Here is a 12,763-nt window from a genome sequence, read left to right as displayed (position 1 = left end):
CTCCCTGAGAAGCCCGGCAGAACCTCGTTCGCCCGATATAAGGGCCCCGGACGGGAACGCGGGGGACCCGGTCCGGACGGTCAGTCCAGGCAGCCGCAGGAGGCGCGGACCACCAGCCGGGACGGGAACGTCTTCAGCCGCTCCCGCCGGGATCCGGCGATCCGCAGCCCGTCGTCCAGGACGAGGTCCACCGCCGCCCGGGCCATCGCCGAGCGGTCGGAGGCGACCGTGGTCAGCGGCGGGTCGGCGAGCGCGGCTTCCTTGATGTCGTCGAAACCGGCCACCGCCAGCTGGCCGGGCACGTCGATGCGCAGTTCCCGGGCGGCTCGCAGCAGGCCGATCGCCTGGTCGTCGGTGGAGCAGAAGACCGCGGGCGGCCGGTTCGGGCCGGCGAGCACCTCCAGGGCCACGCGGTAGGCGTCGTAGCGGTTGTACGGCGCCTCGAAGAGCCGGCCCTCGGTGGACAGGCCCGCCTCGGCCATGGCCCGCTTCCAGCCCTCGACGTGGTCGGAGACCGGGTCGCCGACGGCCGGGGTGTCCGCCGTACCGCCCATGCAGGCGACGTACTCGTAGCCGTGCTCCAGCAGGTGGCGCACGGCGAGCTGGGCGCCACCGAGGTCGTCCGTGACCACGGCGACGTCGTCGATGGCCTCGGGGCGCTCGTGCAGCAGCACCACCCGGGCGTCCCAGGCGTCGATCTCGGCGGCGGCGAGGTCGTTGAGGGCGTGGCTGACGAGGATCAGTCCGGAGACCCGCATGCCGAGGAAGGCGCGCAGGTAGTGGACCTCGCGTTCGCCGATGTAGTCGGTGTTGCCGACGAGGACCATCTTTCCGCGCTCGGATGCGGCCTGCTCGACCGCGTGCGCCATCTCCCCGAAGAAGGGCTGGCGGGCGTCCGGGATGATCAGCCCTATGAGGTCGGTCCGGCGGGACGCCATGGCCTGGGCGACCCGGTCCGGGCGGTACCCCAGTTCCTTGATCGCGGCGAGGACACGCTCGCGCGTGGCCGGGGCGACCGGCCGGGGTCCGTTGTTGATGACATAACTGACGACGGCGGTGGAGGTCCCAGCCAGCCGTGCCACATCATCCCGAGTCACCTTGGCCACGCGCGGAGTCTACGCGGATTGACCCGCTCCGGGCAGGGCGTATCACCGCTTGGATGGGCGCGCGCGACGGCCGGCGCGAGCGTCCGTCACGCCCGCGCCGGACGATCTACGCGTCCGCGTGGAGTTCGGCCGTGTCCAGGGCGGCGGAGGTGTCCTTCTCGTCCGCTTTCGCCCGGCCCGCCTTGGCCTTGGCCTCCTCGGCCGCCCGGTCGCCCTTCTCGGGCGTAACGAATCGATAACCGACGTTCCGGACGGTTCCGATCAGGGACTCGTGCTCGGGACCGAGCTTGGCGCGCAGCCGCCGTACGTGCACGTCCACGGTGCGGGTGCCGCCGAAGTAGTCGTAGCCCCACACCTCCTGCAGCAGTTGCGCGCGGGTGAAGACCCGGCCCGGGTGCTGGGCGAGGTACTTGAGCAGCTCGAACTCCTTGAAGGTGAGGTCGAGGACCCGGCCCTTGAGCTTCGCGCTGTACGTGGCCTCGTCCACCGAGAGATCGCCGTTGCGGATCTCCATCGGGGAGTCGTCGTTCACGATCTGCTGCCGGCCCATGGCGAGCCGCAGCCGTGCCTCGACCTCCGCGGGGCCGGCGGTGTCGAGCAGGACGTCGTCAATGCCCCAGTCGGCGGTCACGGCGGCGAGGCCGCCCTCGGTGACGACGAGGAGGAGCGGACAGCCGGGGCCGGTGGAGCGCAGCAGCTGGCAGAGGCTGCGCACCTGCGGCAGGTCGCGGCGGCCGTCGACGAGGATGACGTCGGCGCCGGGGGTGTCGACGAGGGCGGGCCCCTCGGCCGGGGCCACCCGCACGTTGTGCAGCAGCAGGCCGAGGGCGGGCAGCACCTCCGTCGACGGCTGGAGGGCGTTGGTCAGGAGCAGCAGAGAACTCATACGTCTGGTTCCTCCTCGGTCCCTGCGAGGACTGTGCGGACGGGCCATGCTCTGCGATCCCGAAGGCCCCGTACACCCGCGGTCACCTTGGGTTTCCCGCTGTGTATACAACGCTTCCGAAAGCACAAAAGGACCCGGGGGCTACGCTGCCCGAGTCCTCTGCCCAGCAGAATAGCCCACATGAGCAACGGTCCGGCAGGTCATGTGGCACGTTCCACCGTTCGTCCGAATTCCGAGACAAGCAGACGCGCCCCTATCCGGACGTTTCTGCACAGCGCAGACGGAATTCCGATCGATTCCGTATACGATCCGGGCGCCGTTGTATACGAATCCCTTCCGGACACCTTCCGGACGGCCTCACGCGACCTGGTGTTCGTGATCGCCCACGGATTCACCGGCGAGGTCGACCGGCCGCATGTCCGAAGGGTGGCGCGCGTGCTGCGCCGCCACGGCGCGGTCGTCACCTTCTCCTTCCGCGGCCACGGCCGCTCCGGCGGACGGTCCACGGTCGGCGACAAGGAGGTGCTGGACCTCGCCGCCGCCGTGGCGTGGGCCCGCGGGTTCGGCCACGCGCGCGTGGTGACCGTCGGTTTCTCCATGGGCGGCTCGGTGGTCCTGCGGCATGCGGCCCTGTACCCGCGCACGGCCGACGCGGTGGTCTCGGTCAGCGCGCCGGCCCGCTGGTACTACCGGGGCACGGCTCCCATGCGCCGCCTGCACTGGCTGGTCACCCGCCCGGCGGGCCGCCTGGTCGGCCGCTACGGCCTGCGCACCCGCATCCACCACCGTGAGTGGGACCCGGTGCCGCTCTCCCCGGCCGAGGCGGTCCCGGGGATCGCCCCGGTCCCGCTGCTGATCGTGCACGGCGACCGCGACGGCTACTTCCCCCTCGACCACCCCCGCATGCTGGCCGAGGCGGCCGGTGAGCACGGAGAACTCTGGATCGAGCCGGGCATGGGCCACGCCGAGAACGCGGCGGACGGCGCCCTGCTGGCGCGGATCGGGGACTGGGCCGCGACCGCGGCGGGCTAGCCTGAGACCATCTGTCTTCGAATCTTTTCCTGCCGTCGACAAAGGAACCAGATGCCCAAGGTCACGGTCCGCTACTGGGCCGCCGCCAAGGCCGCGGCCCAGGTCGCCGAGGAGCCGTACGACGCGGACACGCTCGCCGAAGCGCTGTCCGCCGTGCGCGAGCGGCACCCCGGCGAACTCACGCGTGTGCTGCTGCGGTGCTCCTTCCTCGTCGACGGCGACCCCGTCGGGACCCGCGCGCATGAGACGGTACGGCTGGCCGACGGCGGCACGGTCGAGGTGCTCCCGCCGTTCGCAGGAGGGTGAGGCGATGAGCGACCAGCCGTACCAGGGCGGCCCCTACGAGGGGCACGACCCGTACCAGCAGCATCCCGAGCAGCAGCAGCAGCCCGCCCCGCAGGCGTGGCCCGGTCACGAGCAGTACGGCCGCCAGGCCGGCTACGACCCCCAGTCGACGCAGCAGTGGCAGGGGCAGACCTGGGAGACGCAGACCCACGCGCCGGTGCAGTCGGCGGAGACGGCGTACCTGCCGCCGCTCCAGGAGCAGCAGCAGCCGTACCAGCAGCCCCAGCAGGCGCAGCCGTACGCCGAGCCGTACGCGGAGTCCTACGGGCCGCAGGCACAGCAGCAGCACTACGCCCCTGCCGCCCCCGCTGCGCAGCCCGCTCCGGCACCCGAGGCGGCGGCACCGGAGTCCGCGGCGGCGTCCGGGCCGGCCTACGGGCCCGCCACGCTCGGCGGGAACGCCCGGATCACGGACGCCCAGCGGGCGCGCCTGGAGGGCCGCTCCCCGATCATCGACCCGGGCATGCAGCCGGCGGCGCTCACCGCGCTGCTCGGCCTGCTGCTGGCGGTCGCGGCCCCCGCCGGGTCCTGGGCCCTGCTGGTTCCGCTGGTGCTGCTCCAGGCCGTCACGGCGGCGGGCTGGTTCCGGCTGAACGGCATGTGGCCGGCCCGCCAGGGCATCGCCCTGGCCTTCGCGGGCGGCCTCGCGGCCGACGCCGCGGTCCTGGTCGCCGGCCGCGAGCACGCCCCGGCGGCGATCCTCGGCCCGCTCGGCATCTGGGTCCTGCTCTCGCTGGTCATGCAGCTGCGCTCGCACGCCTCGCCGGACGAGCGGATGTACGGCCTGATGGCGACGGTCACCTCGGCGGCCCTGGCCATCCTCGCCACCGGCTACCTGGGTGCCGACCCGGACGCGGTGTCCGTGGGCGCCGCGGCGGTCGCGGTGGCCGTCCTCGCCCGTGCGCTGCCCCTGCCGACCCTGGCGTCGGTCGTGGTCGCGCTGCTGGCCGCCGCCGGCGCCGGTATCGCCGTGGGCGGCATGACCGGTCTCGGCACGAAGGGCGCCGTCCTGGGGGCCGCGGCGGGCGTCTGCGCGCTGATCGGCCACCGGGTCGCCGCCTACGACTACCCGTCCCGGTTCGTGCACTTCACCGCGGGCGTGGCGCTGCCGCTGTCGGCGGCGGCTCCCGTCGTCTGGATCCTGGGCCGCACGCTGGGCTAGGCACCCCCGTCACGGCACACCGAAGGGCCGTACTCCCACTGGCGTCCAACCCAGGGAGTACGGCCCTTCGGTCCGTCACGGAACCCGATCAGACCGCGATGGCCACCTCGGCCAGACCGCCGTGCTGAGCCACCACCGTGCGGTCGGCCGTGCCGCCGGGCACCAGCGCGCGCACCGTCCACGTGCCCTCGGCCGCGTAGAAACGGAACTGACCCGTGGCGGAGGTGGGCACCTCGGCGGTGAACTCGCCGGTCGAGTCCAGCAGACGGACGTAGCCCGTCACCGGCTCGCCGTCGCGGGTCACCTGACCCTGGATCGTGGTCTCACCGGGCTTGATCGTCGAGGCGTCCGGGCCGCCGGCCTTCGCTCCACACATGCTGTTTCTCCAGAGGGGTCTGACCGGGAGGTCGGTCGGGTGGGTTGGTGAGGGCTTACTTGTTGGCGCCGAGCTCGATCGGCACGCCGACGAGGGAGCCGTACTCGGTCCAGGAGCCGTCGTAGTTCTTGACGTTCTGCACGCCGAGCAGCTCGTGCAGGACGAACCAGGTCAGGGCCGAGCGCTCACCGATGCGGCAGTAGGCGATCGTGTCCTTGGCGAGGTCGACGCTCTCCGCGGCGTAGAGCTCCTTGAGCTCGTCGTCCGACTTGAAGGTGCCGTCGTCGTTGGCGTTCTTCGACCACGGGATGTTCCGGGCGCTCGGGACGTGGCCCGGGCGCTGCGACTGCTCCTGCGGCAGGTGCGCCGGGGCGAGCAGCTTGCCGGAGAACTCGTCGGGCGAGCGGACGTCGACCAGGTTCTGCGCGCCGATCGCGGCGACCACGTCGTCGCGGAAGGCGCGGATCGAGGTGTTCTGCGGCTTGGCCTTGTAGTCCGTCGTGGCGCGCTCGGGCACCTCGGAGCCGTCGACCAGCTCGCGGGCGTCCAGCTCCCACTTCTTGCGGCCGCCGTCGAGGAGCTTGACGTTCTCGTGGCCGTACAGCTTGAAGTACCAGTACGCGTAGGACGCGAACCAGTTGTTGTTGCCGCCGTAGAGGATCACGAGGGTGTCGTTCGCGATGCCCTTCTTCGACAGGAGCTTCTCGAAGCCCTCCTGGTCGATGAAGTCACGACGGACCGGGTCCTGCAGGTCCTTGGTCCAGTCGATGCGGATCGCGTTCTTGATGTGGTTCTTCTCGTAGGCGGACGTGTCCTCGTCCACCTCGACGATCGCGATGTCGGTGTCGTCCAGGTGGTCCTGGACCCAGTCGGCGTCGACGAGGACGTCGCTGCGGCTCATGCTCTTTCTCCTCCGGGGCAGTTACGGCGAGGCGTGCGAGTGCGAGGGGGCGCGCCGGCATGCGGGCGGCGCACGGGTGCCCTACCAGCAGGGCGAGGGTGAGACGCGGAAGTCGGGGACTTTCGCTCAGAAGGGGCGACAGAGCATGGCGGCAACGCGGCACAGGTCGACTGCCCGCCGCTTCGTGAGGTCCGCCTGTCGCTTCATGCGGTCGATCGTAGGGACGTCCGGGCGGGCATGTCACCGGCGTGTCATATCCCGAGACGCGATCGTCCGAATAGTGGGACAGTGAAGCCGTCGAGGCGTACGGCGGACGGCGTCCGGGTGCTCGCGGGCGTCACGCGGCTACGGTACGGACGCGGGCGTCTCGCCAGTCGGACGTCCGGTGTCCACCGGCGGACTTCCTACCCCGCCAGCCTGACGTCCGAACCCCTCACGGTGATCTCCACCCCGTCCGGCGCGGCCTGGACCTTGTCCAGCTCGATGCCGCCGGGCAGCCGGTCCACCGCCTGCCGGAAGTCGGTGATCGAGCGGACGCGGCTCTCGGCGAGCGCCAGGCCGCCGATCACGGGCAGGGAGTCCGCGTGGACCTGCACCCGGTTGTGTTCGACGGTCACCGAGCTGCGCACCGAGACGGTCTTGTCGATGTGCACGGCCCCCGCGATCGCGCCCTGGATCCGGACGGCGACCTTGATCTTGCCGTCGCCGCCGTCGGAGAGGCCCACGAGCTGGGCCTTGACGCCGAGACCGACGTCGGTCGGCGCGGCCTTGGCGGCCCTGAGCAGCTCGGCGTAGGCGATCGTGGCGGTGCCGGTGGCGCTGTCCGCCGTGGCGGAGCTGTAGTCGCCGGAGAACTCGACGCCCTTCATGTCGGCCTTCAGCCGGTCGATGCGGATGGTCCGGCCGGCCTCGCCGGTGGCCGCCTCGTAGTCGTCGATGCCGACCTGGACGTCGTCCAGGGAGCCGCCCGCGAGCTGGGTGAGGAACGGGAAGCCCTTGATGTCCACGTCCGGGGTGGCGGACAGGTTCTCCGTCGCTCTGATCCTGTCCGCCGCCTCGCCCTCGGCGAAGTACACGGCGACCCGGTCCACGACCACGAAGAGCACGCCCAGGATCACGACGAGGATCAGCAGTATTCGCAGGCCGCGCATGTGGTGTCCCCCCGGGTCGGTGACAGGGTGCGGAAATCCGGTACGACCACGCCACCGTAACCCCGCCCGCGGGCACCGGGGCCCGATTGTCGATCACCTGTGACAGCGGGCGGTCGGACCTACTCTGGAACCATGTACGCGCGCCGGCGCCACATCTACTTCGCCATGATGGGGACGTGCATCGGGCTCTTCGTCCTGGCCTGGGGAGTCGTGCGCATCTGGTCGGTGCCCGCGGCCGTCGGCATGTGCGTCGTGGCCATGGTCATCCCGCCGGTCGCCGCGATGATCGCCAACCGGCGGGGCCCCGACGACCGCTGGTGGGACGACCCGTCCGGCGACCCCAAGTCCGACGAGTGGTGGGACGAACTCGACGGCAAGAAGCGCCCGCGCCCCTGAGGCGCGGCCGGCGGCCTCAGTACACGAGCGCCTGGGTGCCGTCCGCCAGGGCCTCCTGCACGAAGACCTGCGCGCCCGCGATCCGGACCCCGTCGAGGACGTCCTTCTCGGAGATCTCCCGGCGGGCGGCGCACTGGGTGCACAGCGTGACGCGGCCGGCCGCGAGGATCGAGTCGATCAGGTCGGGCAGCGGAGCGGCGTGCGGCAGCTCGAACTCGGCGGCCCGGCCCGGCAGCGCGAACCAGGACGACTCCCCGGTCAGCCACAGCGAGACGTCGACCCCACTGGCCACGGCCACCGCCGCCACCGTGAAGGCCTGCGAGCAGCGCTCGGGGGCGTCGGCCCCGGCCGTCACCTTGATCACAAGCTTCTTCGCCATGCCCGCATCGTAGTTCGGCCGCCCGGGGCTCCCCGCGCACTCCGGTCCTCGCGGCGCCCGCGGCCGCGAGCCGCGCACCTCGTCAGGAGGGCCGGAGCCCGGCCGCGTAAGCTGGGCCCCGGCTCTGTCGTACGCCCACCCTCGCTCAAGGAGCACCCGTGGAGATCTTCTTCGAAACCCTGCTGGTCCTGGTCTGCGTCGGCGTTCTCGCCTTCGCCGGTCTGACCGTGAAGAAGCTGTACCAGGGCCAGCGCTGATCCACCCCTAGGAAAGCATCCTCATGATCGAGATCCCGTCCGACCTCCACAAGGACCTGGTCCCGCTCGCCTTCCTGCTCGGCAACTGGGCCGGCGCGGGCGTGCACGACTTCCCCGGCTCGGAGAAGTGCAACTTCGGGCAGGAGGTCAGCTTCACCCACGACGGCCGGGACTTCCTGGAGTACCACTCCCACACCTGGGTCCTGGACAACGACGGCAACAAGGTCCGTCCCCTGGAGTCGGAGTCCGGCTACTGGCGGATCGACGCGAGCCGCAAGGTCGAGGTCACCATGACCCGCGACGACGGCACGGTGGAGATCTGGTACGGCGAGATGGCCGACAAGAAGCCGCAGATCGACCTGGTCACGGACGCCGTCGCGCGCACCGCCGCGGCCCAGCCCTACTCCGGTGGCAAGCGGCTGTACGGCTACGTCAAGAGCGACCTGATGTGGGTCGGCGAGAAGCAGACCCCCGAGGTCGAGCTGCGCCCCTACATGTCGGCGCACCTGAAGAAGGTCGTCACCCCCGAGGACGTCGAGCGCTGGGCGAAGGCCCTGCCGGACGACATGCCCGACGACGGCATCGCCTTTTTCAAGTAGTCCTACACTTTCGGTGTGGTGAGCACCGACTGGAAGAGCGACCTCAGGCAGCGCGGCTACCGGCTGACGCCGCAGCGACAGCTTGTCCTCGAAGCCGTGGACACCCTTGAGCACGCGACCCCCGACGCCATCCTCGTGGAAGTGAGGAAGACGGCGTCGGGGGTCAACATTTCCACCGTCTACCGGACGCTGGAGCTGCTGGAGGAGCTGGGCCTGGTCAGCCACGCCCACCTCGGGCACGGCGCGCCCACCTATCACCTCGCCGACCGCCACCACCATCTGCACCTGGTGTGCCGGGACTGCGAGAACGTCATCGAGGCGGACGTCGAGGTGGCGGCCGACTTCACGGCCAAACTGCGCGCGCAGTTCGGGTTCGACACGGACATGAAGCACTTCGCGATCTTCGGCCGCTGCCGGGACTGTTCGCTGAAGAGTTCAACTACCACATCGTAGGCTTGCCGTATGAAGAGCCCTCTGCTGTCCCTGCCCGGCGCCGTCCCCGCCGAAGGAGCCGACGAAGGCGTCGCCGCCCACTACGGCGACCTGTTCCGCGAGCAGCGCACCCTGGCCGACGGCACCGGTTTCGTCGACCTCTCGCACCGCGGTGTCGTCGCCGTCACCGGCGGGGACCGGCTGAGCTGGCTGCACCTGCTGCTCACCCAGCACGTCAGCGAGCTGCCGGCGGGCGAGGCGACCGAGGCGCTGATCCTCTCCGCGCACGGTCACATCGAGCACGCGCTGTACCTGGTGGACGACGGCACGACGGTCTGGGCGCACGTGGAGCCCGGCACCCAGGAGGCGCTGATCGCGTACCTGGAGTCGATGAAGTTCTTCTACCGGGTCGAGGTCGCCGACCGGACCGAGGACTTCGCGGTCGTCCACCTGCCGGCCGGCTCCATCGCGGAGGTCCCCGAGGACGTCGTCGTACGCGAGACGGCCTACGGACGCGATCTCTTCCTGCCGCGTGCCGGGCTGGAGGAGTTCGCCGCCGCGTACGGCCCGGCCGCCGGGCTCCTCGCCTACGAGGCCCTGCGCGTCGAGCACCACCGGCCGCGCCTCGGCTTCGAGACCGACCACCGCACGATCCCGCACGAGCTGGGCTGGATCGGCACGGCGGTGCACCTGCAGAAGGGCTGCTACCGGGGCCAGGAGACGGTCGCCCGCGTGCAGAACCTGGGCAAGCCGCCCCGCCGGCTGGTCTTCCTGCACCTGGACGGCAGCGAGGTCCACCTGCCCGCGGCCGGCACCGAGCTCCGCCTCGCGGACGAGGGCCCCGACGGCCGCAAGATCGGTTTCGTGACGACCTCGGTGCGCCACTACGAGCTGGGCCCGGTGGCCCTGGCCCTGGTGAAGCGGAACGTGCCCGTCGACGCGCGGCTCCTGGCCGGCGACACGGCGGCCGCGCAGGAGACCGTGGTCGAGCCGTAGCCGGCCCGGGCCGCGGGCCCCCGCCCGCGGCCTGGATCTCCGCCCGCGGCCTGGATCTCCGCCCGCGGCCTAGATCTCCAGCAGCACCGTGAACGGGCCGTCGTTCGTCAGCGACACCCGCATCTGCGCGCCGAATCGGCCCGTCGCCACCGTCGCGCCCAGCCCCCGCAGCCGGGCCACCACCTCGTCCACCAGCGGCTCGGCGACCTCGCCCGGCGCCGCCGCGTTCCAGGTGGGCCGGCGGCCCTTGCGGGCGTCGCCGTAGAGCGTGAACTGGCTGATCACGAGCAGGGGTGCGGCGATGTCGCTGCACGACTTCTCGTCCTGGAGCATCCGGATCGACCACAGCTTGCGGGCCAGCTGGGCGGCCTTCTCCTTGGTGTCCTCATGGGTCACCCCGACGAGGACGCACAGCCCCTCGCCCTCGATCGCGCCCACCGTCTCGCCGTCCACGACGACGCTCGCGCCGTCCACCCTCTGCACCACCGCACGCATGCGGACCATCATGCCGGGTCTCCCGCCGAGCGCCGCGGGGGGCCCATTATGGATCTCTTACCGCCCATCTGGGGCTGTTTCGGGGGCACTCGGTCACATTGTGGCCACTTGGGGTGGCACCATGCTTCCACACGGCGGTCGAGGGGACGGTCAGAAGCACATGAGCACACCGAGCACCAGTGGGCGGCTGGGAACGCAGGGGGCGTACCGACCGCCCGCACAGCGTGGCGACGGCGCCACGGGCCCGGCCCTGCCCGCCGAGCCGCCCGAGCCCGATCTGGCCCTGCCGACCCTGCCCGAACTGCGCGCCCTGCGCCGGGACGCCCAGCGCGACGAGGCGGACCTCAGCTATGTGCGGCGGCTGCTGCAGGGCCGGATCGACATCCTGCGCGCGGAGCTGTGCCGGCGCGGCCGGGCGTCCGTGCCGGCGCCCGCGGACGGCTCCGTGGTCGACCGGCTCCCGGAGATCCTCAAGGACGCCCCGGCCCGGCACCGTTCCTCCGCCCGCCACGTGACGCTGGGCACCCCGCACAACGAGGAGTACCGGCAGCTGGCGGCCGAGATGCTCGGCGAGGTGGAGCTGTCCGACCTCGGCGCGCGCACGGACCTGGAGCTGACCAGCGCCATGGGCCGTCTGGTCCGTTACGAGCAGGAGGTGTCCCGGCGCCGCCAGCGGCTCCAGCGCACGGCCGACGACTGCAGCGGGGAGATCGCGCGCCGGTACCGGATGGGCGAGGCGCAGGTGGACGACCTGCTGACCTGAGCGGGGCGCGAGGCGAGAAGAATTGCGGCGACACCCCGGGGGCGTCCGCCTACCGTGGCCCCATGACCGACGTCCGCACCGTCTCCGACGCCGCATTCGAGGACTGGCAGCGCGCCCTGAGCACGGGGTTCCTGCGGCCGCCGGTCCTGACCCCGGAGCAGGTGGCGGCCCGGCGCCTGCTGCCGGGCCGCAGGCTGGGCGCCTTCGACGGCGACCGGTGCGTGGCCACCTTCCGCTCCTTCGACCAGGAACTGACCGCGGTCGGCGGCGCACCGGTGCCCGCGGACGCGATCTCCAACGTCACCGTCAGCCCGACGCACCGACGCCGTGGCCTGCTGTCCCGGATGATGCGCGCGGACCTCGCGGCGGCGCGGGACCGCGGCGACGTCGTGGCCACCCTGATCTCCGCCGAGTACCCGATCTACGGCCGGTACGGCTTCGGGCCGGCGACCTCGACGACCGAGTGGACCGTCGACGTGCCCCGGGCCGGCCTCGACCCGCGCTGGTCCGGCCCCGCGGACGGCGGCCGGATCGACCTGGTGGACGCCGAGGACGTGCGCAAACTCGGTCCCGAACTGCACGAGCGGTTCCGGCGGGCCCAGCCGGGCGCGGTCGGCCGGCACGAGCTGTGGTGGCAGACGAACACCGGTGCGCTGCGCCTCGACGGCGACTGGACCGAGCCGTTCTTCGCCGTCTACCGGTCGGCCGGCGGCGACGTCGAGGGCCTGGTGAGCTACGAGTCCGACGACAAGTGGCACGGCAAGCAGCCACAGAACACCGCCGACGTCAACTGGCTGCTCACCACCACCCCGGCGGCCGAGCGCGCCCTGTGGCGGTATCTGTGCTCGATCGACTGGATCACGAAGGTCAGGTCCGGCTGGCGCGGGCCCGACGACCTGCTGCCCCTGCACCTGCCCGATCCGCGGGCCGCCCGGGTCACCGAGCACGCGGACTGGCTGTGGGTGCGGATCCTGGACGTCGTACGGGCCCTGGAGGCGCGGACGTACGACCGTGAGGGCGTGCTGGTGCTGGAGGTCGTCGACGAGGGCGGGTTCGGCGGGGGCCGGTTCCGGCTGACGGCCTCTGCCGAGGGGGCGTCGTGCACCCCGGCGGCCGCGGAGGGAGCCGATCTGACGCTGGCGATCGGCGAGTTGGCGCGCCTGTGGCTCGGTGACGAGTCGGCGCTGCGGCTCGCCGCCCTCGGCCTGGTCCAGGAAGAACGAGAGGGCGCCGCCCGGAAGGCCGACGCCCTGTTCCGCTCGCCCGGGCGTCCCTGGTGCCCGGACCTCTTCTGAGGCTCCCTTCTCCCGGCGACACACCGACTGTTCATCCGTAGCGAGCTGTTCGGTTGTGACTGTGCCCTGACGATGTTCGGTTGTGGCTGCGCGTTCAGTTGTGACTGTGCGAGATCTTCAGTTGTGGCTGTGCGGGTCGTGCGCTGTGGCTTGCGCTCCGGTGGCCGCCCCCTGCCCGGGCTCCCGGCTCCC

General features: G+C 71.8%; 17 protein-coding genes. 9 read left to right on the top strand and 8 right to left on the bottom strand.

Annotated features, from left to right (window positions below):
- Nucleotides 1-80: 80 nt before the first annotated feature.
- Nucleotides 81-1,106: a LacI family DNA-binding transcriptional regulator gene (locus ACF08B_RS06530; protein ID WP_073887838.1), complete on the bottom strand. Its 1,026-nt coding sequence runs from the start codon at nt 1,104-1,106 to the stop codon at nt 81-83.
- Nucleotides 1,107-1,212: 106 nt separating this feature from the next.
- A complete protein-coding gene (locus tag ACF08B_RS06525) occupies nt 1,213-1,992 on the bottom strand; it encodes a winged-helix domain-containing protein (protein WP_392316367.1) in 780 nt (259 codons plus the stop codon).
- A 180-nt stretch (nt 1,993-2,172) separates the two neighbouring features.
- On the opposite strand from ACF08B_RS06525, the gene ACF08B_RS06520 reads away from it, so the two are divergent.
- The 3 genes from ACF08B_RS06520 to ACF08B_RS06510 are packed head-to-tail and all read left to right on the top strand — an operon-like array spanning nt 2,173 to nt 4,531.
- On the top strand, nt 2,173-3,024 hold the full coding sequence (locus tag ACF08B_RS06520; protein WP_392316366.1) for an alpha/beta hydrolase: 852 nt from the start codon (nt 2,173-2,175) through the stop codon (nt 3,022-3,024).
- A gap of 51 nt (nt 3,025-3,075) precedes the next feature.
- A complete protein-coding gene (locus ACF08B_RS06515; protein ID WP_093475950.1) occupies nt 3,076-3,330 on the top strand; it encodes a MoaD/ThiS family protein in 255 nt (84 codons plus the stop codon).
- A 4-nt stretch (nt 3,331-3,334) separates the two neighbouring features.
- Nucleotides 3,335-4,531, top strand: coding sequence for a hypothetical protein (locus ACF08B_RS06510; protein WP_392316365.1), 1,197 nt, complete (start codon nt 3,335-3,337; stop codon nt 4,529-4,531).
- A gap of 88 nt (nt 4,532-4,619) precedes the next feature.
- Here the strand turns inward: ACF08B_RS06510 and ACF08B_RS06505 are convergent, their stop codons facing one another.
- From ACF08B_RS06505 to ACF08B_RS06490, 4 genes are all read right to left on the bottom strand, one after another.
- Nucleotides 4,620-4,907: a DUF1416 domain-containing protein gene (locus tag ACF08B_RS06505; protein ID WP_073887848.1), complete on the bottom strand. Its 288-nt coding sequence runs from the start codon at nt 4,905-4,907 to the stop codon at nt 4,620-4,622.
- 55 nt (nt 4,908-4,962) lie between these two features.
- The gene (locus ACF08B_RS06500) at nt 4,963-5,808 is read right to left on the bottom strand and encodes a sulfurtransferase (protein WP_392316364.1); all 846 of its coding nucleotides are present in this window, start codon (nt 5,806-5,808) and stop codon (nt 4,963-4,965) included.
- Nucleotides 5,809-5,934: 126 nt separating this feature from the next.
- Nucleotides 5,935-6,015 carry an Ms5788A family Cys-rich leader peptide gene (locus ACF08B_RS06495; RefSeq protein WP_350751515.1) on the bottom strand — a complete coding sequence of 27 codons (81 nt, stop codon included), beginning with the start codon at nt 6,013-6,015 and terminating at the stop codon, nt 5,935-5,937.
- Between the two features lie 197 nt (nt 6,016-6,212).
- Entirely contained in the window at nt 6,213-6,959 is a 747-nt protein-coding gene (locus ACF08B_RS06490) for a DUF2993 domain-containing protein (protein WP_392316363.1), read from the bottom strand.
- Nucleotides 6,960-7,091: 132 nt separating this feature from the next.
- Here ACF08B_RS06490 and ACF08B_RS06485 point away from each other — a divergent pair, with 132 nt between their 5' ends.
- Nucleotides 7,092-7,355 (top strand): DUF3099 domain-containing protein, encoded by a 264-nt coding sequence (locus tag ACF08B_RS06485; RefSeq protein WP_073887854.1) that lies wholly within the window; start codon nt 7,092-7,094, stop codon nt 7,353-7,355.
- A gap of 16 nt (nt 7,356-7,371) precedes the next feature.
- On the opposite strand, the gene ACF08B_RS06480 is transcribed toward ACF08B_RS06485, so the two are convergent.
- Nucleotides 7,372-7,734 carry a DsrE family protein gene (locus ACF08B_RS06480; RefSeq protein ID WP_093475943.1) on the bottom strand — a complete coding sequence of 121 codons (363 nt, stop codon included), beginning with the start codon at nt 7,732-7,734 and terminating at the stop codon, nt 7,372-7,374.
- Nucleotides 7,735-8,014: 280 nt separating this feature from the next.
- On the opposite strand from ACF08B_RS06480, the gene ACF08B_RS06475 reads away from it, so the two are divergent.
- From ACF08B_RS06475 to ACF08B_RS06465, 3 genes are read left to right on the top strand one after another with little or no spacing between them, the layout of a single operon-like run.
- A complete protein-coding gene (locus tag ACF08B_RS06475) occupies nt 8,015-8,590 on the top strand; it encodes an FABP family protein (protein ID WP_073887858.1) in 576 nt (191 codons plus the stop codon).
- Nucleotides 8,591-8,605: 15 nt separating this feature from the next.
- Nucleotides 8,606-9,043 carry a Fur family transcriptional regulator gene (locus ACF08B_RS06470; RefSeq protein ID WP_073887860.1) on the top strand — a complete coding sequence of 146 codons (438 nt, stop codon included), beginning with the start codon at nt 8,606-8,608 and terminating at the stop codon, nt 9,041-9,043.
- Nucleotides 9,044-9,052: 9 nt separating this feature from the next.
- Nucleotides 9,053-10,018, top strand: coding sequence for a YgfZ/GcvT domain-containing protein (locus ACF08B_RS06465; protein ID WP_392316362.1), 966 nt, complete (start codon nt 9,053-9,055; stop codon nt 10,016-10,018).
- 69 nt (nt 10,019-10,087) lie between these two features.
- On the opposite strand, the gene dtd is transcribed toward ACF08B_RS06465, so the two are convergent.
- Nucleotides 10,088-10,513, bottom strand: coding sequence for a D-aminoacyl-tRNA deacylase (gene dtd / locus ACF08B_RS06460; RefSeq protein WP_392316361.1), 426 nt, complete (start codon nt 10,511-10,513; stop codon nt 10,088-10,090).
- Between the two features lie 160 nt (nt 10,514-10,673).
- On the opposite strand from dtd, the gene ACF08B_RS06455 reads away from it, so the two are divergent.
- Together ACF08B_RS06455 and ACF08B_RS06450 are read left to right on the top strand one after the other, a co-directional pair.
- Nucleotides 10,674-11,276 (top strand): aerial mycelium formation protein, encoded by a 603-nt coding sequence (locus ACF08B_RS06455; RefSeq protein ID WP_392316360.1) that lies wholly within the window; start codon nt 10,674-10,676, stop codon nt 11,274-11,276.
- A gap of 62 nt (nt 11,277-11,338) precedes the next feature.
- Entirely contained in the window at nt 11,339-12,571 is a 1,233-nt protein-coding gene (locus ACF08B_RS06450) for a GNAT family N-acetyltransferase (protein WP_392316359.1), read from the top strand.
- Nucleotides 12,572-12,763 lie beyond the last annotated feature (192 nt).

Source organism: Streptomyces sp. NPDC015139 (assembly GCF_043079785.1).
Lineage (GTDB): Bacteria > Actinomycetota > Actinomycetes > Streptomycetales > Streptomycetaceae > Streptomyces > Streptomyces albidocamelliae.
This window is presented reverse-complemented; position numbering and strand designations above follow the sequence as displayed.